26 protein-coding genes and 1 tRNA gene are annotated in these 23415 nt (G+C 55.8%); 15 read left to right on the top strand and 12 right to left on the bottom strand.

The features are described from left to right. From ACR6AS_RS07575 to ACR6AS_RS07565, 3 genes are all read left to right on the top strand, one after another. Positions 1 to 981, top strand: a complete 981-nt coding sequence (locus tag ACR6AS_RS07575) for an ABC transporter permease subunit (protein ID WP_111141546.1) — start codon at positions 1 to 3, stop codon at positions 979 to 981. Positions 982 to 1071: 90 nt separating this feature from the next. Next, positions 1072 to 2010, top strand: coding sequence for an ABC transporter substrate-binding protein (locus ACR6AS_RS07570; protein ID WP_111141548.1), 939 nt, complete (start codon positions 1072 to 1074; stop codon positions 2008 to 2010). Between the two features lie 43 nt (positions 2011 to 2053). Beyond that, complete coding sequence (locus tag ACR6AS_RS07565) at positions 2054 to 2737, top strand: D-lyxose/D-mannose isomerase (RefSeq protein ID WP_111141550.1); 684 nt, start codon at positions 2054 to 2056, stop codon at positions 2735 to 2737. Between the two features lie 56 nt (positions 2738 to 2793). Here the strand turns inward: ACR6AS_RS07565 and ACR6AS_RS07560 are convergent, their stop codons facing one another. Continuing rightward, positions 2794 to 3462: an AraC family transcriptional regulator gene (locus ACR6AS_RS07560; protein WP_434161617.1), complete on the bottom strand. Its 669-nt coding sequence runs from the start codon at positions 3460 to 3462 to the stop codon at positions 2794 to 2796. Then, entirely contained in the window at positions 3437 to 3682 is a 246-nt protein-coding gene (locus tag ACR6AS_RS07555; RefSeq protein WP_418803039.1) for an AraC family transcriptional regulator N-terminal domain-containing protein, read from the bottom strand. The genes ACR6AS_RS07560 and ACR6AS_RS07555 overlap by 26 nt, the downstream gene beginning before the upstream one ends. 153 nt (positions 3683 to 3835) lie before the next feature. Here ACR6AS_RS07555 and ACR6AS_RS07550 point away from each other — a divergent pair, with 153 nt between their 5' ends. Further along, complete coding sequence (locus ACR6AS_RS07550) at positions 3836 to 4543, top strand: SDR family oxidoreductase (RefSeq protein ID WP_293771516.1); 708 nt, start codon at positions 3836 to 3838, stop codon at positions 4541 to 4543. 33 nt (positions 4544 to 4576) lie between these two features. On the opposite strand, the gene ACR6AS_RS07545 is transcribed toward ACR6AS_RS07550, so the two are convergent. Further along, positions 4577 to 5320, bottom strand: a complete 744-nt coding sequence (locus ACR6AS_RS07545) for a response regulator (protein ID WP_293771513.1) — start codon at positions 5318 to 5320, stop codon at positions 4577 to 4579. Positions 5321 to 5742: 422 nt separating this feature from the next. On the opposite strand from ACR6AS_RS07545, the gene ACR6AS_RS07540 reads away from it, so the two are divergent. After that, positions 5743 to 7041 (top strand): NCS2 family permease, encoded by a 1299-nt coding sequence (locus ACR6AS_RS07540; protein WP_233499003.1) that lies wholly within the window; start codon positions 5743 to 5745, stop codon positions 7039 to 7041. 356 nt (positions 7042 to 7397) lie between these two features. On the opposite strand, the gene ACR6AS_RS07535 is transcribed toward ACR6AS_RS07540, so the two are convergent. The 3 genes from ACR6AS_RS07535 to ACR6AS_RS07525 all read right to left on the bottom strand — a co-directional run bounded on the left by ACR6AS_RS07535 (position 7398) and on the right by ACR6AS_RS07525 (position 11008). Next, positions 7398 to 8063 carry a PAS domain-containing protein gene (locus ACR6AS_RS07535; RefSeq protein WP_111141203.1) on the bottom strand — a complete coding sequence of 222 codons (666 nt, stop codon included), beginning with the start codon at positions 8061 to 8063 and terminating at the stop codon, positions 7398 to 7400. A gap of 4 nt (positions 8064 to 8067) precedes the next feature. After that, positions 8068 to 8751, bottom strand: coding sequence for a helix-turn-helix transcriptional regulator (locus tag ACR6AS_RS07530; protein WP_111141202.1), 684 nt, complete (start codon positions 8749 to 8751; stop codon positions 8068 to 8070). Between the two features lie 802 nt (positions 8752 to 9553). After that, on the bottom strand, positions 9554 to 11008 hold the full coding sequence (locus ACR6AS_RS07525; protein WP_434161613.1) for an AMP nucleosidase: 1455 nt from the start codon (positions 11006 to 11008) through the stop codon (positions 9554 to 9556). Between the two features lie 450 nt (positions 11009 to 11458). Here ACR6AS_RS07525 and ACR6AS_RS07520 point away from each other — a divergent pair, with 450 nt between their 5' ends. The 3 genes from ACR6AS_RS07520 (at position 11459) to ACR6AS_RS07510 (ending at position 14445) form a co-directional block, all read left to right on the top strand. Continuing rightward, positions 11459 to 12868 (top strand): EmmdR/YeeO family multidrug/toxin efflux MATE transporter, encoded by a 1410-nt coding sequence (locus tag ACR6AS_RS07520; protein WP_128084378.1) that lies wholly within the window; start codon positions 11459 to 11461, stop codon positions 12866 to 12868. Between the two features lie 174 nt (positions 12869 to 13042). Continuing rightward, positions 13043 to 14155 (top strand): lactonase family protein, encoded by a 1113-nt coding sequence (locus tag ACR6AS_RS07515; protein ID WP_434161611.1) that lies wholly within the window; start codon positions 13043 to 13045, stop codon positions 14153 to 14155. A gap of 134 nt (positions 14156 to 14289) precedes the next feature. Further along, positions 14290 to 14445, top strand: coding sequence for a hypothetical protein (locus ACR6AS_RS07510; protein WP_167498253.1), 156 nt, complete (start codon positions 14290 to 14292; stop codon positions 14443 to 14445). A gap of 545 nt (positions 14446 to 14990) precedes the next feature. On the opposite strand, the gene ACR6AS_RS07505 is transcribed toward ACR6AS_RS07510, so the two are convergent. Then, complete coding sequence (locus ACR6AS_RS07505; protein WP_293771502.1) at positions 14991 to 15371, bottom strand: YidB family protein; 381 nt, start codon at positions 15369 to 15371, stop codon at positions 14991 to 14993. A 26-nt stretch (positions 15372 to 15397) separates the two neighbouring features. Further along, the gene (locus ACR6AS_RS07500) at positions 15398 to 15658 is read right to left on the bottom strand and encodes a GlsB/YeaQ/YmgE family stress response membrane protein (protein ID WP_111141197.1); all 261 of its coding nucleotides are present in this window, start codon (positions 15656 to 15658) and stop codon (positions 15398 to 15400) included. Between the two features lie 154 nt (positions 15659 to 15812). Between ACR6AS_RS07500 and ACR6AS_RS07495 the strand changes: the two genes are divergently transcribed. Then, positions 15813 to 16067, top strand: coding sequence for a LysM peptidoglycan-binding domain-containing protein (locus ACR6AS_RS07495; protein WP_111141196.1), 255 nt, complete (start codon positions 15813 to 15815; stop codon positions 16065 to 16067). Between the two features lie 224 nt (positions 16068 to 16291). On the opposite strand, the gene ACR6AS_RS07490 is transcribed toward ACR6AS_RS07495, so the two are convergent. From ACR6AS_RS07490 to ACR6AS_RS07480, 3 genes are all read right to left on the bottom strand, one after another. Further along, positions 16292 to 16367: transfer RNA gene (locus ACR6AS_RS07490), tRNA-Asn, on the bottom strand. Between the two features lie 103 nt (positions 16368 to 16470). Continuing rightward, a complete protein-coding gene (gene mtfA / locus ACR6AS_RS07485; protein WP_233499002.1) occupies positions 16471 to 17244 on the bottom strand; it encodes a DgsA anti-repressor MtfA in 774 nt (257 codons plus the stop codon). Positions 17245 to 17412: 168 nt separating this feature from the next. Next, on the bottom strand, positions 17413 to 18090 hold the full coding sequence (locus ACR6AS_RS07480) for an ASCH domain-containing protein (protein ID WP_111141194.1): 678 nt from the start codon (positions 18088 to 18090) through the stop codon (positions 17413 to 17415). A gap of 611 nt (positions 18091 to 18701) precedes the next feature. Here ACR6AS_RS07480 and ACR6AS_RS07475 point away from each other — a divergent pair. Both ACR6AS_RS07475 and ACR6AS_RS07470 read left to right on the top strand, forming a co-directional pair. Then, positions 18702 to 19406, top strand: coding sequence for a phosphohydrolase (locus ACR6AS_RS07475; protein ID WP_111141193.1), 705 nt, complete (start codon positions 18702 to 18704; stop codon positions 19404 to 19406). A gap of 71 nt (positions 19407 to 19477) precedes the next feature. Continuing rightward, entirely contained in the window at positions 19478 to 19759 is a 282-nt protein-coding gene (locus ACR6AS_RS07470; protein ID WP_111141192.1) for an Arc family DNA-binding protein, read from the top strand. Between the two features lie 40 nt (positions 19760 to 19799). On the opposite strand, the gene dcm is transcribed toward ACR6AS_RS07470, so the two are convergent. Beyond that, a complete protein-coding gene (gene dcm / locus ACR6AS_RS07465) occupies positions 19800 to 21185 on the bottom strand; it encodes a DNA (cytosine-5-)-methyltransferase (protein ID WP_111141191.1) in 1386 nt (461 codons plus the stop codon). 189 nt (positions 21186 to 21374) lie between these two features. Between dcm and ACR6AS_RS07460 the strand changes: the two genes are divergently transcribed. Genes ACR6AS_RS07460 through ACR6AS_RS07445 form a run of 4 tightly spaced genes read left to right on the top strand, consistent with a single transcriptional unit; the run spans position 21375 to position 23269 of the window. Further along, positions 21375 to 21854: a very short patch repair endonuclease gene (locus ACR6AS_RS07460; protein WP_111141190.1), complete on the top strand. Its 480-nt coding sequence runs from the start codon at positions 21375 to 21377 to the stop codon at positions 21852 to 21854. Positions 21855 to 21906: 52 nt separating this feature from the next. Next, positions 21907 to 22182: a hypothetical protein gene (locus ACR6AS_RS07455; protein WP_293771487.1), complete on the top strand. Its 276-nt coding sequence runs from the start codon at positions 21907 to 21909 to the stop codon at positions 22180 to 22182. Positions 22183 to 22192: 10 nt separating this feature from the next. Continuing rightward, the gene (locus tag ACR6AS_RS07450; RefSeq protein ID WP_434161606.1) at positions 22193 to 23104 is read left to right on the top strand and encodes a DUF808 domain-containing protein; all 912 of its coding nucleotides are present in this window, start codon (positions 22193 to 22195) and stop codon (positions 23102 to 23104) included. Between the two features lie 33 nt (positions 23105 to 23137). After that, positions 23138 to 23269 carry a hypothetical protein gene (locus ACR6AS_RS07445; protein WP_003854444.1) on the top strand — a complete coding sequence of 44 codons (132 nt, stop codon included), beginning with the start codon at positions 23138 to 23140 and terminating at the stop codon, positions 23267 to 23269. Positions 23270 to 23415 lie beyond the last annotated feature (146 nt).

Below are 23415 nucleotides of genomic sequence, written 5' to 3'. Positions count from 1 at the left end.
ATGACTCAACTGGCCCGCACCAAAGCGCCAACGCTGAAACGAGCCCTGATGGGCGACCTGCTGCAAACGGTGGGGATCCTGCCGATTCTTATCCTGATTGTCGCGGTGTTTGGCTTTATCACCCCCAATTTCTTTACCGAAGCGAACCTGCTCAATATTACCCGCCAGGCCTCCATCAACATCGTGCTGGCGGCAGGCATGACCTTTGTGATCCTGACCGGCGGGATCGACCTGTCGGTGGGGTCGATGCTGGGGACGACGGCGGTGGTGGCGCTGGTGGCATCGCTCGACCCGATGCTTGCCTCCCTGACTATCCCGATGGCGCTGGGGGCGGGCCTGATCATGGGGCTGTTCAACGGCATCCTGGTCGCCTGGGCCGGCCTGCCGCCCTTTATTGTGACGCTCGGCACCTACACCGCGCTGCGCGGCGCCGCCTACCTGCTGGCGAACGGCACCACGGTGATCAACTCCGATATTAACTTCGAGTGGATCGGCAATGGCTATCTCGGCCCGGTGCCGTGGCTGATTGTGATCGCCTTTGCGGTCATCGCCATCTGCTGGTTTATCCTGCGCCGTACCACGCTGGGCGTCCATATCTACGCGGTAGGTGGCAATATCCAGGCTGCGCGGCTGACCGGCATCAAGGTGGGCGTCGTGCTGCTGTTTGTCTACGGCATGAGCGGTCTGCTGTCGGGGCTGGGGGGCTTAATGAGCGCCTCGCGGCTGTACAGTGCCAACGGGAACCTCGGCGTCGGTTATGAGCTCGATGCGATTGCGGCGGTGATCCTCGGCGGCACCAGTTTTGTCGGCGGGATCGGCACCATCACCGGCACGCTGATTGGCGCGCTGATTATCGCCACGCTGAACAACGGCATGACGCTGATGGGCGTCTCCTATTTCTGGCAGCTGGTGATCAAGGGGGCGGTGATCATCATTGCGGTGCTGATCGACAAATACCGTACCCGTCACCATGTGAGCTGAGATTTAACAGGGCGGACGCGTGAAGCCGTGTCAGCCCCGGTCCAAACGCCATTAAGTGGTTGGCACTCTGAAAACAGCAGGAGAAGGTCTATGCGTTTTAATCCGATTGTAACCGGGCTGCTGGCGGCAACGCTCTTCAGTTCCGGCCTGGCTCAGGCAAAAGAACTTAAATCTATCGGCGTCACGGTCGGCGATCTGGCTAACCCCTTCTTCGTGCAGATCACCAAAGGCGCGGAGATGAAGGCGCGTCAGCTGGCGGGCGATAAAGTGAATGTGACGCTGGTCTCCAGCGGCTACGACCTCGGCCAGCAGGTCGGCCAGATCGACAACTTCATTGCGGCGAAAGTGGACATGATTATCCTCAACGCTGCGGACTCCAAAGGGATCGCCCCGGCGGTGAAGCGGGCGCGTGACGCCGGGATCGTGGTAGTGGCCGTGGACGTGGCGGCCGATGGTGCCAATGCGACCATCACCTCCGACAACACCCAGGCGGGCGCGATGGCCTGTAAATACATCTCGGACCGCCTGAAGGCCAAAGGCAATGTGGTGATTATCAACGGGCCACCGGTCTCGGCGGTGCAGAACCGTGTGGAAGGGTGTATGAACGAGCTGAAAACCCATCCTGATATCAAGCTGCTCTCTTACAACCAGAACGCCAAAGGCAGTCGTGAAGGCGGCCTGGAGGTGATGACCGGGCTGCTCTCCGCCAATCCCAAAATCGATGCGGTGTTTGCGATCAACGACCCCACGGCTATCGGGGCTGATTTAGCAGCGAAACAGGCGCAGCGCAGCGAATTCTTTATCGTCGGCGTCGATGGTTCGCCGGACGGTGAAGAGGCGCTGAAGCGCAAAAACTCGCTGTTCGTGGCGACACCGGCACAGGATCCGCAGGTGATGGCGGCCAAAGCGGTGGAGATTGGCTATGACATCCTGCAGGGTAAACCGGCGCCGGATAAGCCGGTACTGATCCCCGTGAAGCTGATCGATCGCGATAACGTCGGCAGCTATCAGGGCTGGACGGTGAAATAAGGGACGGGGCGGCACCGCCGGGTGCCGCCCTCAGGAGGCAATCATGCAACGTTCAGCGGTCAATCACTACCTGCAACAGACCCGCGAGTTTTTCCGGCAGCAGGATGTCCATCTGCCGCCGTGGGCCGACTACGGATTGAGCCAGTGGCGCACCCGCGATCCTGATGTGATGCAGGAGATTCTGGCGCTGCGGCTGGGCTGGGATCTCACCAGCTTTGGCGCGGCAGATTTCCTGCAGACCGGGCTGACGCTGTTTACCCTGCGTAACGGCTCGCCGGGTGGACGACCCTGGCATAAACCCTACGCTGAGAAGATCATGCACGTCCGCGAAGGGCAGCTCACGCCGATGCACTATCATCCACGCAAGATGGAGGACATCATCAACCGCGGCGGCGGGAATCTGATCGTCGAACTGCATAACCGGGAAGGGGACAGACTGGCGGATTCACCGGTAGCGGTGTCGCTGGATGGCCAGCGCCAGACACACGCGGCCGGTTCACAGCTGCGGCTCTCGCCGGGTGAAAGTGTGACGCTGGAGGCGGGCGTCTGGCACAGTTTCTGGGGAGAGCGCGGCTACGGCGACGTGCTGGTGGGCGAGGTATCGATGCCCAACGACGACGAAAATGACAATGTCTTTCTGACGCCGCTGGCCCGTTTCAATCCGCTGGACGAAGATGAGGCACCACGCTGGCTGCTCTGTAACGACTATTCGCACGGTTTTTTCTGAGACAACATGCAAGGCCTGGGCGTGCGCAGTGCTGCGGCGCCAGTTTTACGCGCGGCTCACCGGCGGGAATCTGTGCCGTTCTGCCTGAACAGCCTGAGGCTGCGGGCAGGGGGCAGGCCGAACAGGCGGGTATATTCCCGGGTAAACTGCGTCAGGCTCTGATAGCCCACATCGGCTGCCACGGCGGCGACGTTTCCGGGATGCCGCGCCAGTGTTTTTCGCGCCGCATAGAGCCTGAGCTGTTTCTGATACTGCAGGGGAGAAAGCCCGGTGCTGGCGCGAAAGCCGCGATGAAAAGCAGAGAGGCTCATGCCCGCGATCGCCGCCAGTTCTTCCATACAGCAGGCAGTGGCATAGTGCGTTCTCAGCCAGAGCAGCACCTTGCGAATGTTTGTGAAATGGCCGTTCACCGCCGCCGCCTGGCGCAGCAGTCCACCCTGCGGCCCCTGCAACAGCCGAAAGAGGATTTCGCGCTCCACCAGCGGGGCCATCACCCGCAGCTCATCCGGTTTTGCCAGCAGACGCACCATCCGCAGCCAGGCATCCGCCAGCGCATCCTCCACCTTATGGACGGCGATGCCGTGTGACGTCCCGGAAAAATCGGTCGCGGGCATCTGCTGAAGCAGATCGCGGATGGCCGCAAAATCGAGTGTCAGACGCACGGCCAGATAGTGTGACGCTTCGCTGGCATCGGTGATTTCACCCGTCGCGGGCAGATCGCACAACGCGGTAAAGCTCTCCGGCACAGTGACGAATTGACTGATTGCCCACCTGAAGCCTTTTCTCACCCTGGAGGATCAGGCTGACGAACGGCGGGTAGATTGCTTGTGGCAGGGCGATGGGCTGACTGACGCGATAGAGATCGACGCGCGGAATCGCGGTTGTCGTCAGGTCATCCGCCACACAGGTCAGTACCGCCTCTCTTAACGCTTCAAGCCCGGTCATCTCCGATCTCCCCGGCACGCGGTGCCAGAATGGGTGAAAAAGCAGGAACAGGCAAATTTTAGGCAGGATTGCAGCCGCCACGCAATCCGCTGAGGAGTACGCTGGCTTTCTGAATGTGTATGGCGGGGAGAAGAGACGAATATTAACGAATCCGTGATCGTGATTACCGGCGCTTCGTCGGGTATCTGGGAAGCCACCGCCCATGCGGCGTTACAGGCGGGTGCGCGGGTAATCCTGCTGGGGCGGCGTAAAACACGTCTGGATGCCCTGGCCGGAGCGTCTGCGCTGGCGCTCACCTGCGATGTGACCGATGCTGACCAGATTGATCATGCTGTCAGGGAGGGCGTGGCACGCTTTGGCCGGATCGATGTGCTGATCAACAATGCCGGGCAGGGGCTGTATGCAGCGGTTGAGGAGATTGATATCCCGCGGTTCAGGGCGCTACTCGACCTGAACCTGGTGGCCCCGCTGATGATGATGCAGGCCGTGATCCCCGTGATGCGACGTCAGGGCGCAGGCCACATTGTCAACATCAGTTCCGGGGCAACGCTGGCAACCTATCCGGGTTCGGCGGCCTACACCAGTTCCAAAGCGGGGCTGAACGAGCTCTCAGACGTGGCCAGGCTGGAGCTGGCTGACGCCGGGATTAGGGTGTCCACCCTCTATCCGTTTATGACTGACACGGAATTTTATCAGTCGGTATCCTCAGGGCAGGATGCGGCGATGGCACAGGCGCAGCAGGGTGCAGGCTTTGCGCATACTCCCGGCCGGGTCGAGGAAAAGATCCTGACAGTGATTGAAAGCGGGGAGGCTCATGCCGATCTGGTACCGCGCGCGTGGGGGGGAACGCTTGAGGGATAGCCGCGGGCCGGCTGTGTTCAGGCCCGCGCTGATTCAGGCGATCTGGCTGGCGCGCGACGCGATCTCCGGCCTGACTACATCCGCCGAGAAGACATAGCCCAGCCCGCGGATGGTGCGGATCAGATCCGGCTGATGGGGGTTGGTTTCGATTTTCCGCCGCAGCCGCATGATCAGCACATCGATGGTGCGGTCAAACACATCAAGGCTCTCGCTATGGGTCAGCTCCAGCAGCTGATCGCGGGTCAGTACCTTGCGGGCGTGGCGAACCAGCGCCCGCAGCAGGCTGTACTCTCCCTGGGTCAGCGGCACCAGCTCGCGCTGCGGATTAAACAGCTGGCAGCGTCCATCGTCCAGTTGCCAGCCACCAAACCGCCAGCCCGTCTGGCCGGGATCGGCTAATGCCGTCCGCTCGCTGCGCCGCAGAGCCGCCCGGGCGCGCGCCACCACCACGCGGGGATTAAAGGGTTTCGCAATATAGTCATCTGCGCCCATCTCCAGGCCCACCACCATTTCTGCTTCCGATCCCATACCGGTAAGCATAATCACCAGCACCTCCGGCCGCTGCCGGTGCAGCTCCTGCAGTACCAGCAGCCCGTTGGTGTCGGGCAGCATCATGTCCAGCATCACCAGCGAGATTTCCGGGTGGTTGCTGAGCATCAACAGCGCCTCTCGTCCCTGATGACAGCGGTAAACCGTTAGCAGATGTTCACTTAACGCATCCTGCAGGACATCGCAGACGGCAGGATCATCATCCACCACCAAAATCGCTGGCTTCATGGCGCGGCCTCAATGTTGCGAAAGAGTTAATTCTGGAGTCTACACAGGCCAGAAAAGGTTGCTTAGCGAGCGTGCTGAAACGTGACCAGCTTCGCCTGTGAGAGTGCAGAAGCGTGCGCTGACGCAGAGTTTTCAGGGGGTGCGCATCCGTCGCAGGAAAACGATTGCGCAGGAACGGTGCATTGCACCATAATCGCGCCTCGTTTTGGCTCGGAATTGTCTCAGGCTTCTCCGGCCCTGCCAGGTAATCGATTGCGTCGTAAGATGGCATGGCAATTGCTTTTGGCAGTGGGTTAGTCACGGATGTCAGGCGAAATCGGTTTGTCAGTATGCAGCGGCCGCTCTCCCTTTCCCGGAAACAGAATAATCAGCATGCAACCCCCTTTGGCAAGAGAGACGGCTGTCTCCTGTATCGAGAGATGATGATGTTAGAAAAACTATTCAAACTCAAAGCGCATAACACCACGGTTCGTACCGAAATTATCGCCGGGTTCACGACCTTCCTGGCGATGGCTTATATTCTGTTTGTAAACCCGAGCATTCTGGGCGCGACCGGCATGGATAAGGGCGCGGTATTTGTCGCCACCTGCCTGGCCGCGGCGATTGGCTGTTTACTGATGGGCCTGATCGCCAACTACCCGATTGCGCTGGCGCCCGGCATGGGGCTGAACGCGTTCTTCACCTACACCGTGGTGCTGCATATGGGCTACACCTGGCAGGTTGCCCTGGGCGCCGTATTCCTCTCGGCAGTGATCTTCTTTGCGATGTCGCTGTTTAAAATCCGTGAGTGGATTATTACCAGTATTCCGCTGCCTTTGCGCGCCGGGATTGGTGCCGGTATCGGCCTGTTCCTGGCGATTATTGCGCTGGAAGGTGCGGGCATTGTCGTTGATAACCCGGCGACGCTGGTGGGCATTGGCGATCTGACCAAACCGGGGCCGCTGCTGGCGATGCTCGGCTTTATTGTCATCGTGGTGCTGGAAGCCCGTCGCGTAACGGGGGCGGTACTGATCGGTATTCTGCTGGTCACCTTTATTTCTATGGGCATCGGCCTGTCGCCGTTTGCCGGTGTCTTCTCTGCACCGCCGTCGATTGCGCCAACTTTTATGCAGCTTGATATCGCGGGTGCGTTTAACGTCGGTCTGGTCAGCGTGATTTTTGCTTTCCTGTTCGTGGATGTGTTTGATAACACCGGGACGCTGCTGGGCGTGACCAAACGCGCCGGACTGGCGGATGAGCAGGGTAACGTGCCGAAGATGGGCCGTGCGCTGATTGCTGACAGTGCGGCTGCGCTGTTTGGCTCACTGCTGGGTACTTCGACCACCACCAGTTATGTGGAATCGGCGGCGGGCGTGAGTGCAGGTGGCCGCACCGGCCTGACGGCGATCGTGGTCGCTGTACTGTTCCTGCTGGCGCTGTTTTTCTCGCCGCTGGCGTCAAGCGTACCGGTCTATGCCACCGCGCCTGCGCTGCTGTTTGTGGCGGTGCTGATGGCATCGGGCCTGGCCGAAATTGACTGGAAAGATATCACCACCGCCGCGCCGGTTACGGTGACGGCGCTGACCATGCCGCTGACCTATTCAATCGCAAACGGCATCGCGTTTGGTTTTATCACCTGGACGCTGGTGAAGCTGCTGAGCGGTCGTGCGAAAGAGGTGAATGCGGCGCTGGTGATCCTGTCGATTCTGTTTGTGATTAAGCTGGGATGGCTGAGTGCCTGAGTGATGCCTGGCGGCAGGGGAACATTACGCTGGGGCGCAGCGCAGGGGCTTCGTTTACATCGGGCTGGCGCCCGCCCCTTAACAATCCCGGCGTCCGGCTGCCACTGCGCCCCGCGAAGCGGGGTGCCCTCGTCACACCCTGCGGGCTGCGGACCGTCCGGACGCGCCGTGATAAATCCGGAAGAAGCGAAGGGAGCGCGAAGCGGCAGTGATGCAGGCCGGAGCCCGGGATCAGGGGGGCGCGGCGACTGGCGCCCCCTTACCGGTCGCCTGCAGAGGCGTTACTGAAGCTGCTCAGGCGAACGAAACCTTCCTCATAGCCCGTTTGCGCAGCGAACAATCCCACTCTCTGTGCCTCAGGTCATCAGCACATGTCCTTTGTTCAGAAAAAAAGGGGGAATGTAGTTATCCCACCCCTCCTGCATACAATGCTGCTTTAATGCAGCGATGTTAGTCACACCTGTTTTGTCGTAACAGCGTATAAGCCGGTTGCGAAGGGCCGGAGCACTGATGCCCAGAATCTCCGGCATAAGGTTCTGCTTTACCCCACAAAACAGCAACAGAATCACTTCCCATTCTCTGTCGGTGAAGGTTTTCGCGGGCCGGGTAAAGACAAAGGGTTTTCTTCCGCGTGGTCTCAGAAACGTTGAAAAGTAAAGATTGGTGATCTCAAGGTAGGTGCAGATAATAGCGTCGCTTCCGTCACTCAACGTCCACGGGCGTTTCTCGACCATAAAGGTTTTCAGCCTGTTTTCTCTTCCATATTCGAAAGTTTTAAGAACAATGCTCATTTCTTTTGTTTTGAGGATCTTTTTATCGTCATGCAGAAAATGATGATAATAATCGCTGATATCTGGCGTCAGGTCGGTATCAAATGTTCCTGCTATTGTTCCTGACGGAATGTTGAAATAGCGGTGTGCAATGCTGTTCGCATAAACATAACGTGAGGCGCTATTTTTTATAGCCCAGCCAAAGCGTGAGTTATCAAAGTAATATTTAACAGGGTCCAGCTTTGAGAACATCTGTTCATCCTTTTATTATAATATGGCCTTTCTTCAGGAAAAACGGTGGAATATAGTGATCTAACTGATTATCACGACAATACCCAATCAGCGTGGCAAGCGAGTTCAGGTTAGTCTTTCTGTAACAACTTCTTAATCTGCCATTAATGGCGTCTGCTGAAACCCCCAGTATGCTGCTTATCTCTTTTATGCTCATACCACAGACCAGCAGATACACGACTTCCCACTCTTTTTCGGTGAAAATGGATGAGGGCGATTCAAAAGTCGCATGCTGAATGATTTTACCGTCGAGTAAGGCGCCTGGTGTGATAATCCTCACAGGCCTGACGCTGACCAGCGTACCTATGCAGTGCTGTGCATCGTCGTAGAGTGGCTCCTGAACGCTGTATACAGGCTGCATGATCTTTTCTTTGCCCTGTATGTGAGTGGTAATGGCTCTGACTGCCAGACCCGTTTTTTCAATCTCTCTTTCCTGCTGGCTGAAAAGGTCAGCAAACTCTGCGACCGGCGCAGGAATATCCCTGATATGGCGACCTTCATAGTCAAATCGTGTTGAAAGCGTTTGCCAGCTCTTAAAGGTATTATTGACATAAATAAATCGGGACTGAGTATCTTTCACTCCCCAGCCAACAACAGGATCGCTTTCAAACATTCTGATAAGCCTGGCAGGCAACATAGTTTCTTTCATAAACGTGTCCTTACATTTTTCGTTACTCTACATTAATTTGACCTTGCAACTTAATAATCCTACAGAGAAATAACGTATTATATCCATCACCGTACTTTAATCGTACCTTTTGGTATGCAGAGATGAGTATAAAATTAATATCACAAGCCAACGCTCAGGGAAAGTTTGTTGAATAATAAAAAAGAAGTATGCCCATTACCGAAAGGTTATGGGCTTTTTTTTAATAAACCCGGTAATGATGGTTTCTGATTACGATAAACGAGAGAGCATCATGGTTCACAGCGCATTCATCTGGCTACGGATTTGCGCTGCGCCTCTTTCGCATGTCGGTCGTGGATGCGTTTCAGCTCGCCCGGATAGGCGAACGCCTATCATAATTCCCGCCAGTCATACTTTCAGGTTTAATTTGGTGCTGGGTTGGAAGCCAGAGTCAGAGCCGGAAATTCACCGCGATAAAGAGTTCAGCATGATAATCAGCGATAACTGCGGAAGGGTTGGGGAGGCCGTCAGAGCCGCTGAGCGGATGCGGGCCAGGGATGTCGCGAAGCGGCGGGTTCGCGCCAGGGATGGCGGGTTCCGCCGGTCCGTGAGAAATCCGGAAAAGGCAGAGGGAGGGCGAAGCGGCGGTGATGCAGGCCGGAGCCGGGGTCAGGGGGACGCGGCGACCGGCGCCCCCTTGTCGGTTGCCTGCTGAAGCGGGTCCGAAACGGCCCCCTTCACCACGCGAACGAAACCCGCTTAACGCCCGTTCAGGCAACAACCCTGCACCGCCACCAGACGAACCCTCGCCAGCAGCAAAATCTTACCGGAATGGCGGCTCGTTAAAGGTCCGCAACTTACGGGAATGCAGCTTATCGCCTTCAGCCCGCAGCAGCTCAACCGCATGGATACCAATCTGCAGATGCTCTGAAATCGCACCCTCATAGAAACGGTTTGCCTGACCCGGCAGCTTGATCTCACCGTGCAGCGGCTTATCGGAAACGCACAGTAGCGTGCCGTAAGGCACACGGAAGCGATAGCCCTGGGCGGCAATGGTGGCGCTCTCCATATCTACCGCGACCGCGCGGCTCAGGTTGAAGCGCAGCGCCGACGCCGAGTAGCGCAGCTCCCAGTTACGGTCATCCGTGGTCACTACAGTGCCGGTGCGCAGCCGCTGCTTCACCTCTTCGCCTGGCATGTTGCTCACCGCTTTGGTGGCGTCATAGAGCGCGCGCTGCACTTCGGCGATGCTTGGGACCGGAATATCCGGCGGCAGCACGCTATCCAGCACATGGTCGTCACGCAGATAGGCGTGGGCCAGTACATAATCACCAATCCGCTGGCTCTCGCGCAGGCCACCACAGTGACCAATCATCAGCCAGGCGTGCGGACGCATGACGGCAAGATGGTCGCAGATGGTTTTGGCATTCGACGGGCCGACGCCAATGTTTATCAGCGTGATACCACGGCGATTCGGTGACGTCAGGTGCCAGGCGGGCATCTGATGCCTCTTCCACGCCAGATCCGAAAGCATCGATTCGCTGTCGGTGGTGTCGGCGGTCAGCACCACATCACCGGCACAGGCCAGGCTGTCGTAAGGGGTGCTGGGATCGCGCACCTGCTCAATCGCCCAGCGCACAAACTCATCGACATAACGGGTGTAGTTGGTGAACAGCACAAACGGCTGGAAGTGCTCTACGCTGGTGCCGGTGTAATGACGCAGACGCGCCAGAGAGAAGTCGGTGCGCAGCGCGTCGAAGTGCGACAGCGGGAACTGTGCATCTGCGTGGAACAGGCCATCGGTCGTCTCATCGCCAATCTGTGACAGCTCGGTGGTCGGAAAATGGCGAGCAATACCGGCGCTCATGGTGCGATCCAGGGAGAGATCGGAACCGTCGATCACATAAGGATAGGGGATCTCCTGGCTGGATGGCACCACGGCAATCTCCAGCTGATACTCCTTCTCCAGCATCTGAAGCTGTTCCGCAATATAGTGACGCAGCAGCGCCGGACGGGTAATGGTGGTGCTGTAACTGCCGGTATGGGTAAAGCGTCCCCAGGCGCGCGTGCGGTTCTGCTGTGGCCCTTCACCGTGCCAGGTGATACGCAGCTCGGGGTAAACAAAGAGCCCCTGCGCCCGCTTGTCGGCATCGGGCAGTGTGCCGTTTTCCGTAAAGGCTTTAATCGCCGCGCGCAGCGCCTCAACAGCGCCCTCATACAGGCGTTCAAGTTCATCCAGCGCCTGCTGGCTGGTCAGGTTTTTCCGTTGTGTCGGCATGGTTTCTCCTTCCATTTTTTTCCGCGATTTGCCCCAAGCTTAGCGGGTTTGTTGCCGGGATTGGTGAAGAATATTGAGTTGCTTTTATTTTACGCGGAAATCGCGCGTTATCTGATCAGCGCGACGCGACGGCAGAAAAGAGAACATAAAAAGTCGTTAAGGAAACCTTTAGGATCCAGGGAGGAAAATGCCCCCTGAAGCAGCAGCAGGACACTTAATACGCCGTAACATCAGCGTCAGGTAACACAGCGTCACGGCAGGGAAATCGTCAGGCCGACTGAAGCTGGCAGCGCACTGCGACAGAATCTGCCGGTACGACCCTAAAAAGTTTGTAACTATGATTAATTTCCACCGGAAAGACTTTGCATATTTCTCTGACCCCTATCATCATAATATCTCGTCAGTCTCTTCTGATTTGGTAATCCTTTGCAAAATCCCGGCGTAGCAGTGATGCAGGCGATCAGACGCACGGCGTGGTATCCGAAACGCCGCTCTTATCGCACGCTCTACTGGCGTGAAATATCGCCACTGGCAGTGCCTATCTTTTTCGAGAACGCCTGTGTGTTGTTGATGGGTGTGCTGAGCACCTTCCTGGTCAGCTGGCTGGGCAAAGAGGCGATGGCGGGCGTAGGCCTGGCCGACAGCTTCAATATGGTGATTATCTCTTTCTTTGCCGCTATCGATCTGGGCACTACGGTCGTGGTGGCGTTCAGCCTTGCTAAACGCAACGGTAAGCGGGCGCGGGCCGCTACGCGTCAGTCGCTGGCCATGATGACAATCTTCGCCTTTGTGCTGGTGATCGCTATCGAGTTCTGGGGTCATCTGATCGTCGATGCGATAGCGGGAGCCGCAGACCCGAAAGTGAAAGCCCTGGCACTCAGCTACCTGCAGACCTCCGCCTGGAGCTATCCGGCGGCGGCCATTACGCTCATCGGCAGCGGGGCGCTGCGGGGCGCAGGAAACACCAAAATCCCGATGCTGATAAACGGCGGCATGAACATCCTTAATATCATCATCAGTAGCGTGCTGATCTACGGCTGCTTCTCATGGGACGGTTTAGGTTTTGTCGGGGCTGGACTCGGGCTGACCATCACCCGTTATATCGGGGCGATTGCGGTGATCTATGTGCTGATGATCGGCTTCAACGCCTCGCTGAAAATCACGCTGTCGAGCTACTTCCGGCGCTGGAACAGCAGCATCCTGATGGAAGTGCTGGGGATCGGCGTGCCTGCCAGTATCGAGTCCGTGCTGTTTAACGGCGGTAAACTGCTGACTCAGGTCTTTGTCGCGGGCATGGGCACCAGCGAGATTGCCGGTAACTTCATCGCCTTCTCGGTCGCTTCGCTGATTAACCTGCCGGGCAATGCGCTGGGGTCGGCGTCGACCATTATTACCGGTACCCGCCTGGGCAGGAATCAGGTGTTCCAGGCGGAGCGTCAGGTGCGGCATGTATTCTGGCTGGCAACGGCCTGTCTGAGTGCCATTGCGCTGTTGACGGTGCCGCTGGCCGGGCTGCTGGCGCGTTTCTATACCAGCGATCCGGAAGTAATTAATGTGACGAAGCATCTGCTCTGGCTGAATGCACTGTTTATGCCGCTCTGGGCCGCCTCCTGGGTGTTACCCGCCGGGCTTAAAGGCGCCCGCGATGCGCGTTATACCATGTACGTGTCAATGTTCAGCATGTGGGGTGCGCGCGTGGTGGTCGGTTATCTGCTCGGCATCCAGTTCGGGATGGGCGTGACCGGCGTCTGGCTCGGGATGTTCCTGGACTGGACGGTGCGCGGGATTTTCTTCTGGTGGCGACTCAACAGCGGTAAATGGCTCAACCGCTATCAGAAAATGATCGAGAAAACCGGTTAGCGCCTTTGCCTTCCTCCGGCGGCGGGGGAAGGCACTATCAGAAATCCCTGCGCCGTCACATCTCCAGACTTTCGCGCCTGATTTCAGACGGTTGCACAAAGCCACTCTCGCCTCACCGGGTTAGCGTAAACCCTGCTGCGCACTGGCGCAGATCAAACTTATCGAGGTGACCCTATGACCCGTCTTAAACCGGCGCTGGCCCTGTTGCCACTGCTCTGCAGCAGCCCACTGTGGGCGACAACCTTTGTTTATGTGTCGAACGCTGAATCCGGCACGGTATCCCGCTATCAGCTCAGTGAGAAAGATGGCGGCCTGACATGGCAGGGCGATACCCCCGCCGGGAAAAAGATTATGCCGCTGGTGGCCAGCCCGGATGGTGAACATCTCTATGGTGCGCTGCGCACGCCGCCCTATGCGATCGTCAGCTGGCGCGTGACCCGGCCACAGGGTGTGCTGCAGAAGCAGGCGGTGACGCCGGTGTCCGCCAGTTTTCCCTGGATCACCACCGACAGACAGGGTCGCTATCTGCTCGCCGCCTCGTATGACAGCGATATCGTCATCAGCTACCGGATTGATGATAAGGGTGTAGTGACAGCGCAGGTGACCAGTGAGGTGAAGACCGGGCCGCACGCCCACTCGGTTATCACCGACGTCAGCAATCAGTCGCTTTATGTGGGCAATCTGGGTGCGGATCGGGTGCTGCAGTACCGATTCAGCGCTGATGGGGTGATAACGCCGCTGGGAACCGGTTTTGTCCAGGGTGAGAAGAACAGCGGTGCGCGGCATTCTGTGATCTCGCCGGATAACCGTTTCCTCTATAACCTCGCAGAGATGAGCGGCACCATCACCCAGTTCCGGCGTGCAGCGGATGGCTCCCTGACAGAACTGAAACGCTGGCCGAACGCGGTGGCAAAGCAATATAACCTGCAGCATGGGGTGCAGCGTCCGGCGGGCTACAGCGATCCGACGCCGCGCATCTGGGCGGCAGACATTAAAATCACGCCGGACGGGCGGTTTCTGTTTGTGACCGAGCGCACCTCCAGCACCGTCACGGGTTATCGGGTCGATAAGCCGTCGGGCGAATTAACCCTGACGGGCAGCTGGCCGGTCGAGAGACAGCCGCGCAGTATTGCGATTGATGCGCAGGGTAAATGGCTGATCGTCAGCGGAGAGAAGAGTGCCGTCATTGGCAGCTACGCCATCGATTCCGCCCGCGGCACGCTCACACGGGTCGCTGAAGCGCCGGCAGGGAAGGGCGCCAACTGGGTTACGCTGATCACGCAGTAGCCAGCCTGAAGCGGGCTTTCAGCCAGTCAGAATCCGCTTTGTCATTTCTGGCATAAGCAGCGCAGAAATTTTTGCTTCTGTTGGCGCGTGCAAGCGGGTTTACTCAGGGCATCAACTGAAGCGGAGAACCTGAGATGAAACAGAAACTGAAAGCCTGGTTTGAGCAGCTGCTGAGTGGTTCTGCGGCAGAGGCAGCCGGGCATGATATCAATGTTGAACTGCTGCTGCCGCTGGGCCAGCTTTATGGACTGGAATATTATCCGGCCGTGCATCGCTACCATGAAAAATAAGGGTGGCTTTGTTTTTTCCGGTTAAAGGCTCGCTATTCCGCGGGCCTTTTTCATTTGTGGGGAAAGGTGTAGTCCGGTGGGTTTTATGTGGATATCTTCACCGTTTTATTCGTCTAAGTCAGCCTTAAGCTATTGCGTCGAAGGAAAAACAGCCTTAAGTCAGATGTTCACATTTGCCACCGAATAGATTTTTCCTTTTAGTTATTAGTTCAGGTGCAGCCTCTTTTATGGCTTTTGTATCATTTTTTAATCGTTAAAGGTCTGACGTTAATGCTCTGCTCAGAAGTGTGAAATTTTTATCAGAAGCTGAGTGAATCATGGTGTGGGGGAATATTATTTATAAAAATAAAATACATTATTTTTCAGAGGGAAGTCAGTGACAGCTATTCCGGTTTTTCGACGTTGCATGATATGCAGTGGGTAGTTGTGTCGGTCCGAACCACACCAGGGTAAATTCTTCCTGTTTTTCTTATTGACACACCCAACCCAAAAGATAAAAGCCCACTACTTTAGCCGCAGGCTTTTATCCCCCGGTTGCCTTACGCTTAGTGTGTTAACTGACTGACCAGCCCGGTTAAATCGGCTTTCTTGTCAATTACGCCTGCGGAAGAGGCTTTATCAACCAGCTGAGGCAGATATTTTACCAGCAGGTTCAGTGCGTCGCTGGTGTTAATGCCCATTCGTGCAGCGAGCTGTTCAATGGCCTCAGAGTTAATCATCTTCTGCACCAGATCGCTGCTCAGGGCAACGTTCTGCTGATCGCCGAGCCAGGAATTAACCACTTCGCTGTACTCGCCGTTCTGAAGATGACTGACGATCGTGTGCAATCCGCCTTGCTGCTCAACCCACTCCAGCACGCCTCTCACTTCCTGACTGGTCTGATTATTCAGGCCGCACATCGCCAGCACCGTATCCAGTAAACTCATTCTGCTATCCCCTGAAAATTAATCCGTTACGCCTGCTTGCACGCTCTGATTTTATGAATAACGAACAGCACAATAATGGCACCGACGGTGGCAATCGCGATGCTGAAAATATTAAAACCACTGACCTGGCCAAAGCCCAGCGCCGTACTGACCGCACCACCAATCAGCGCGCCGATAATACCCAGAACAATGGTCATAAAAATACCCATGTTCTCTTTGCCCGGCATGATGCATCTGGCGATGACACCGGCAAGCAGTCCGAATAAAACCCATGACAATATACCCATTCTCAACATCCCTCTTTTTATAAAATTAATTCGCGTTTAACAGTGGTTTAATCCACAAAATTAAAGCGGGTGTATCGTACGCCGCGAAGTAATTGTCTGGCAATCCTGTTTTTTTAATTAAAGTAAACGTTTCAGAAACGATAGGGGAGTAAATATGAGCATTCTGGATAATATTAAAAATATTGGCGGTGAGTTGTTAAATGCTGTTGATAAAAATGTTGAAGATAAACCCGCGACGGCAGCGGGCACGCGCAGCTATACCGTGAAGTCCGGTGATACGCTGAGCGCAATTGCTAAACAGTTTTACAATGATGGCGCACAATATATGAAAATCTTTGAGGCGAATAAGGGCATCCTCAGTAACCCGGATCATATTGCACCGGGTCAGGTGCTGACGATCCCTGAATAATATTGTCAGTCGACTAAGCCAGCCGGTCTGTTTTGACGGCTGGTTTATAGCGGATCGCTTTGCCTGTAGCCCGGTGAAATAGGGAATTGTGGCTGTGCAGAAAATTAACGCCAGCGGCTTTTTCGTTATCGGCAGGGGAGATGACAACAAGCGTGCGCAGGAGAAATCTGCGGCTTTCGAAAAGCAAAAAAGCAGATATCCGGAGATATCTGCTTTTTCTAATCTGGCTCCTCTGACTGGACTCGAACCAGTGACATACGGATTAACAGTCCGCCGTTCTACCGACTGAACTACAGAGGAATCGTTGGAACGAGGCGAATATTAACGACGTCGCCCGAAGGTGTCAACAGCAAAAAATACATTATCATTCAACTGGCTAGCTTTAAAGCAAAGCGATCACGATTTAAGCACTTTGGGCCGTCTCTGCGGTTATTCTGCTCAGAGGGTCCTGCTGATAAAAGTGCTGAAGATGCTGATACATGGACGGAAAGCGTTCAGCCAGCAGAACCGGGGCCGTAAAAAAGTATTCAGAGAGGACGGCGAAGCACTCCGCCGGATCGCTGGCGGCGTAGGGATCGAGAGTCGCTGCCTGTTCACCGACCAGTTCCACTTCCGTTTCAATCTCTGCCATCGCGGCACGCAGATCTTTTTCCCACTGCGCCACATCGCGCAGTGGCATCATGGGCACGCCGCTGGTGTAACCACTGCCGCGTGCATCCAGCTTGTGGGCCACTTCATGAATGACCAGATTGAAACCGGAGAGATCAAACGAATCCTGAATATCGAGCCAGTTGAGCACCACCGGCCCCTGCGTCCAGCTCTGTCCGGCATGAACGGCGGGTGAACTGTGAACCAGCCCATCCTCATCCTGCCACTGATCCGCCACGCTGAACGGTTCAGGATAGATAAGTACGTCATGAAAACCGTCCAGCCACTCCAGGCCCAGTTCCAGCACCGGCAGGCAGAAGAGCAGGGCGATGCGCACGCTGCGCAGTTCATCCAGCTCAGCGCCTTCCATCACCACCAGCTTTTTCTGTTGCAGAAAGCGCGTCGCCAGCGCGACCAGCGTCTGCCGCTCGGCCTCACTGAGCGGGCTGAAGATCGGTTGCGCCAGTCCCTGCTGCCAGGGCAAGGCAACCAGCCTGTCGTTATGCGTTTTCCAGGGCCATTTAAACATCGTAACTCCTGCACAGAACCGGACTCTCTGGCTATCCTGACGCGCCAGACATAAAAATGCCAGCATCGAATGCTGGCATCAGATTCTGACTTAAGGGCTGAAGGCCTATTCAACCCGTTAGCGCGGCCGTTGTCTGTGATTTAACCCGCAAAGCGCGGTTCTGGCGGGTTATTTGCGTTCAACACGCTGAAATTCAATGACCCAGACCCAGGGGTTAACTTCCCAGCTGGTGGCACCGTACTGTTTTTGCCACGCTTTGCGGTACGCCTCTTTGGGCGACTCCGAATTGACGTTCATGGTGAAGAAATTATTGAGGAAGTGCGAATCGGTCTGTACGCCTTCCGCCATGATGTCATCTTCACTGATATCCTGAATTTTTTCCGCACGTACGCCCGTAATCTCCAGATTGATGCGGCTGGCCCAGCGCGGCATGTGGATGGCGGTCTGCCAGCCAAACTCTTCGGCTTCCGGCGTACTCATCGCATGCTGACCCAGTTCGTTGCTGTCTGCCCGGTACTGGCAAAATTCCGGCTGACGAAACGGCGTCGGGTCGCGGTCATATTCTGCCAGATCGTGCTCTGGCACCATGGGACCACGCCAGGTTTCACGCACCCAGAGAATGTCGCCGGGTTTGCCATACGGGCACTGGTAGCTGATGTCCGTCATCGACATCATCTTATAGCCATGAAGATGGTTCGCGCTCACATCGAAAGCGTGTACGCCTTCGTGATGATCCTGTCCCGGACCAAAAGCCTGCGTTTTCATAATGCGCCGGGTTTGTGTTTGCTGGCCAACCAACAGGGCACGAACACGCTGTTCGGAAAAAAGAATCGGCCGTTCTTTCATGGATTACCTCTTTTTATTAGTAGAACCCGGTTACTGCTGTAAACGTCCATTTGCTTCACATCTGAGAGTTATCATAAAGGCTTTAAATCATTCTGCTTAATAATTTGTCGCCTGACAGTCACTTTGAAAGTGCCACTTTGATAGTTGAAAACCAGCAAAATGCAAAAAGCGCACCAACGCTCTCTGTCCAGGCGGCAGAAAGCGATGAAGAGCACGGATACAGTACGTTATAACGGTAAAAATAGGAACCTTTTCAGCTTTTTTCCCCTGTCATCACACATAATTTTACAATCACCGATGATGAAAAAAAAAGTTTAAACGGACCCGTAAAGGGTTCTCAGACAGAACAAAACATTACGCCTGTTAAACTAATTTTCTTAGCAGCAATTCACTGAGGAAAGACTGAAAACCGCCGAAATTGCGGTTATTGTGTAACAGAGATGCTATACAGATGATCCAGATCTCATTTTTCTGCCAGAAATCGCTGGCAGCGCCGCGCTTTTCGACCGCACTGTAAAAAAAGTGTCATTAGCCAGTCGCTATGATGGCTTGCCGTTCGCGCACTGATCACGACAGAGAAACCGCTGTCGATCACTACAGGGAGACAGACTATGTCACTTACACTCTGGCAGACTCGTTACGAAAGCTGGTTTCAGGCGAACTGGATCCACGATGATGGCGCACACGATATCGCCCATCTGCGGCGCGTATGGATGAGCGCACAGCGAATCATGACCGGCACACCGGCCGATCCGCTGGTGGTGCTTACCGCCTGTTATTTCCACGATGTGGTTAATCTGCCCAAGAATCACCCGGAGCGTCATCTCGCCTCAACGTATGCCGCAGCGGAAACCCAGCGCATTCTGCAGCAGGACTTTCCTGACTTCCCGGCTGAGCGCATTGAAGCCGTCATGCATGCCGTGAAAACGCACAGTTTCAGCGCCGGCATTCCGCCGCAGACGCTGGAGGCGAAAATTGTGCAGGATGCTGACCGGCTGGAGTCGCTGGGTGCGATCGGGCTGGCGCGGGTTTTTTATACCGCGGGTGCGCTTAACCGTCCGCTGTTCGACAGCCAGGATCCCCTGGGCAAAGACCGCGAGCTGAATGACGTCAAATGGACGCTGGATCACTTCCAGAAGAAACTGCTGCGCCTGCCGGAGACAATGCACACGGAAACGGGTCGCATGCTGGCAGAACACAACGCAGATTTTCTGGTGCGGTACATGGCCAAGCTCTATGCCGAACTCCAGGGCAATCTGGTGGGAATCGATGAGGGTGTGCTGCGGGATTTCACCCCGTTGCGCACCGAATATTAAATTTTTATGACAGTATGTTAATCGAAACGGTCATCCGGTAGCGTGTAGCAATAACAAAAAGGAGTGGCGCAATGACCGAAACTGTTAATTTAACGATTAAAATTGACCCTGAACTGAAAGAAACGATCAAACAGCTGGCGCTGGAAAATCAGATTTCAATGAGCCAGGAGATTGTGCAGCGCTTACAGGCCAGCCTGGAAACGCATCCGCATCCGGCCATTGATAGTCAGGACATCACTGAAGAGTCAGCAGAGAAAGCAACGTCTGCTGATGAAAAGGCTGATGGGCTGACCGCGACCGAGCTGAAGCAGATTCGCCTGCTGCTGAAGAAGCAGGGTAAGAAAAAGAAATAAAACAGAAACCCGTCGAAAGACGGGTTTTTTTCAGCGCGATTCAGCGCGATGACGAGGTCAGCTGGCGGATATGCGGCAGCAGGAGCTGAGCCACCGCGGCGAACACCGGCACCACAACTGAATTGCCAAATTGCTTATACGCCTGGGTGTCTGATACCGGAATGCGGAAGGGCGCCTGGCCTGGCACATCAAACCCCATCAGGCGGGCGCACTCACGCGGCGAGAGACGACGCGGACGGCGGGCCATATTTTCCGCATCCTGAAACGCTGCTTCTCCCAGCGCATTGTCCCAGCCACGGTCGATCAGGATTTCTGAACCATCTTTGTAATAGCGCGCTGACAGCGTTCGCACGCAGCAGTCAGGATTTCGCGGGTCGTTCAGGCCAAAACCAAACCCGTTGCCTCTGGCTTTATGTTTCTTCGCGTACTCATAGAGGTAGCGCCACAACACCGGCGACAGGATATATTTGTCGTCCGGGGCGTGCTCCAGCAGGCTCTGCAGGGTCGGCACCTGCGCGGGATAGAAGCGGCGGATATCGCGCAGCGTAAAGTCCTGCTTTTTCAGATCGCGACGGATGCCCACCAGCACAATGCGTTCGCGATGCTGGGGCAGAAAGTGACGTGCATCGATCACTTTGGCGTCCGGGCTGACAGCACCGGCATCGGCGATGTCATAACCCAGTTCATCCAGCGTCTCCATGATAATCGCAAAGGTCCGGCCTTTATCGTGGCTTTTCAGGTTCTTCACGTTTTCCAGCACAAAGAACGGCGGCTTTTTGGCAGCCAGGATGCGGGCCACATCGAAAAATAGCGTGCCCTGAACCTGACACTCAAAGCCATGTGCGCGACCCATCGCATTCTTTTTGCTGACGCCTGCCAGTGAAAAGGGCTGGCAGGGAAAACCCGCCAGCAGCACCTGATGATCGGGGATGGCGGCATCAATTGCCCGATAGATCTCGTCATCACCGGTCAGCCCTTCCGGCTGGGTGACCTGACGGATATCGGTATTGAAGTGATGCTCCAGCGGATCGCTGTAGTGGTTCGCTTTATAGGTGCGCACCGCCTCTTTGTTCCATTCACTGGTGAAAACGCACTTGCCGCCAATCGCCTCAAAGCCTTTGCGAATACCACCAATCCCGGCAAAGAGATCGATAAAACGGAATTCGGGATCGTCATAATGGGCGGGCCGCGACGGCAGCAGTGACTGCAGCAGCAGCAACTCTGCCTCACACAGCGGTGGCAGGGCGCTTTTACCCTGACGTACCCGGTTCAGCAGGGCTGGCGTCCAGCCGGTAAAGCCAGCCTGCTGCAGGCGGGCCGTGAGATCACGCACCGAATAGATTTCCAGCACCTGCTGCACGAGTTCAGCGCTATCGGCAGAGGAAGGGGCGGCAGAGAGTGGTTCAGCGAGGAGGGCGGGATGCATGCATTTTTCCTTAACAGTAAGGCGCCTATGCTATCACTCCCGGCGCTGCAGGGAAATTCCGGGATGTGCCCTGCAGTGGCACCCCGGAATCTTCTGCTTTTACGGCCCCGCATCCAGAGTCAACCGGCGGCGACTTTCGCTTTTCGCGGCGCAGGCTAAAGTTACATAACCAGCAAAAAAGGAGAGGTTATGGCTGATGTTCACTCCAGCGAAACACGCAGCAAGAATATGCGTGCGATTCGCGCTCAGGATACGGCCATTGAGCAGCGTATTGCGCTGCTGCTGAAAGACCGTGGCTTCAGCTACCGCGTGCAGGATAAAAATCTGCCGGGACGGCCCGACTTCGTTCTGACCGACCAGCAGGCAATTATTTTTGTGCATGGCTGCTTCTGGCATCGTCATCACTGCTATCTCTTTAAGCTGCCCGCAACGCGCACCGAGTTCTGGACCGGAAAAATTAACAGTAACGTTGAGCGCGATCGGCGTTACGTACGCCAGTTGCAGGAGGCGGGCTGGAAGGTGCTGATCATCTGGGAGTGTGCGCTGCGGGGCAGACTGCGCCTGACGGATCAGGATCTGCTGGAGCGGCTGGAGGAGTGGCTGCTGGTGATGTCAGAGAGCGCCGAGATCGATCATCAGGGCATTCATCATTACCACGCAGATTGCTAATCCCGGACATAATTGGTTAGATCTGCGCTTTCTCCGTGGCCAGGAGGCCGAAATGAGCAGCATAAAACTGACGGTAAAACGCCTTTATCAGATCCGTGACGAGCGGATGGTCAACACCAAAGCGACCGCGCGGGTCTATAGCGGCGAGAGACTGATTGCCACGGAGGCGATCACCGGCATGACCGAAAGTCCGGTCAGTAAATATCTGCATGCGGAAGGCACAGCAGGTGAGACGGTGCGGGTAGAGTGGGATTGTGAGGGCATCGCCGAGATGACCGTGACGGAAATTGAGCGCTGCCCATGTTGTCAACATAACGAACCAGACTAAGGATAAGATTTTGGCGGGAACCAGTTTACTCACTTTACTTGATGATATTGCAACACTTCTGGATGATATTTCCGTCATGGGCAAAGTGGCGGCGAAAAAAACGGCGGGGGTGCTGGGTGACGACCTGTCACTGAATGCCCAGCAGGTCACGGGCGTCAAAGCCAATCGCGAGCTGCCGGTGGTCTGGGGTGTGGCCAAAGGATCGTTTCTTAACAAACTGATTCTGGTGCCGCTGGCGCTGATCATCTCCGCGTTTGCGCCCTGGCTGATCACGCCGCTGCTGATGATTGGTGGTGCCTATCTCTGCTACGAAGGCGTGGAAAAGGTGCTGCACAGCCTGCAGCACGACAGGCAGAGCAAATCACCGGAAGCGCGTCAGCAGCGACTGGATTCGCTGGCGAATCAGAACGCGGCAGAGTTTGAAAAGAAAAAAATCAAAGGTGCGGTGCGGACCGATTTTATTCTCTCTGCGGAGATCGTCGCCATCACCCTGGGGATCGTCTCAGAGTCCCCGCTGCTGAATCAGGTGATTATTCTGGCGGGCATCGCGATTCTGGTCACTATCGGCGTCTATGGCATCGTCGCGGCGATTGTGAAAATCGATGACCTGGGATTCTGGCTGCGTGAAAAATCGTCCCGCCTGGCACAGGGCATCGGCAGTGTGCTGCTGGCTGCCGCGCCCTGGCTGATGAAGATCCTCACGGTGGTCGGCACGATTGCGATGTTCCTGGTCGGCGGCGGCATTGTGGTGCACGGCATCGCGCCACTGCATCATATGATTGAAGAGGTCAGCGGCGGCTTCAATGGCTGGATCGCGATGCTGCTCAGCAACGGTGCTAACCTGGTGCTCGGCTTTATCATTGGGTCGATCGTGCTGTTAGTGGTTAACCTTATTGCCAGAGTGCGCGGAAAATCGGTATAAAGCGCACTGTGATTTACGGTCAGGAGAATGACGATGAACGACGACATGTTTGAATTTGATATTGACGCACAACTGGAGCAGGCTGAAGCGAAAGCGGAGAAAAAAGCCAGCGAAGTGCCGGACGATCTCGGTGACGAAGCCGACTGCGAAGGGTGCAAGATCTGACGTCAGCGCCTTAACCTTTCCTCAAAGCGGGTAATATTTTTTATCCGCTTTGTTTATTTTCCGCATATCTCTCTGCTTAATTCTGAATTTGCCCTTTTTTTGCGTGCCTTAACAGGCAGGAACCCCGTTCGCCTGCTATAAAGGAA

Source organism: Pantoea phosphatilytica (assembly GCF_051025615.1).
Taxonomy (GTDB): Bacteria; Pseudomonadota; Gammaproteobacteria; order Enterobacterales; family Enterobacteriaceae; genus Pantoea.
The sequence above is the reverse complement of the archived record's forward strand: the minus strand, read 5'-3'. Positions and strand labels throughout refer to the sequence as shown.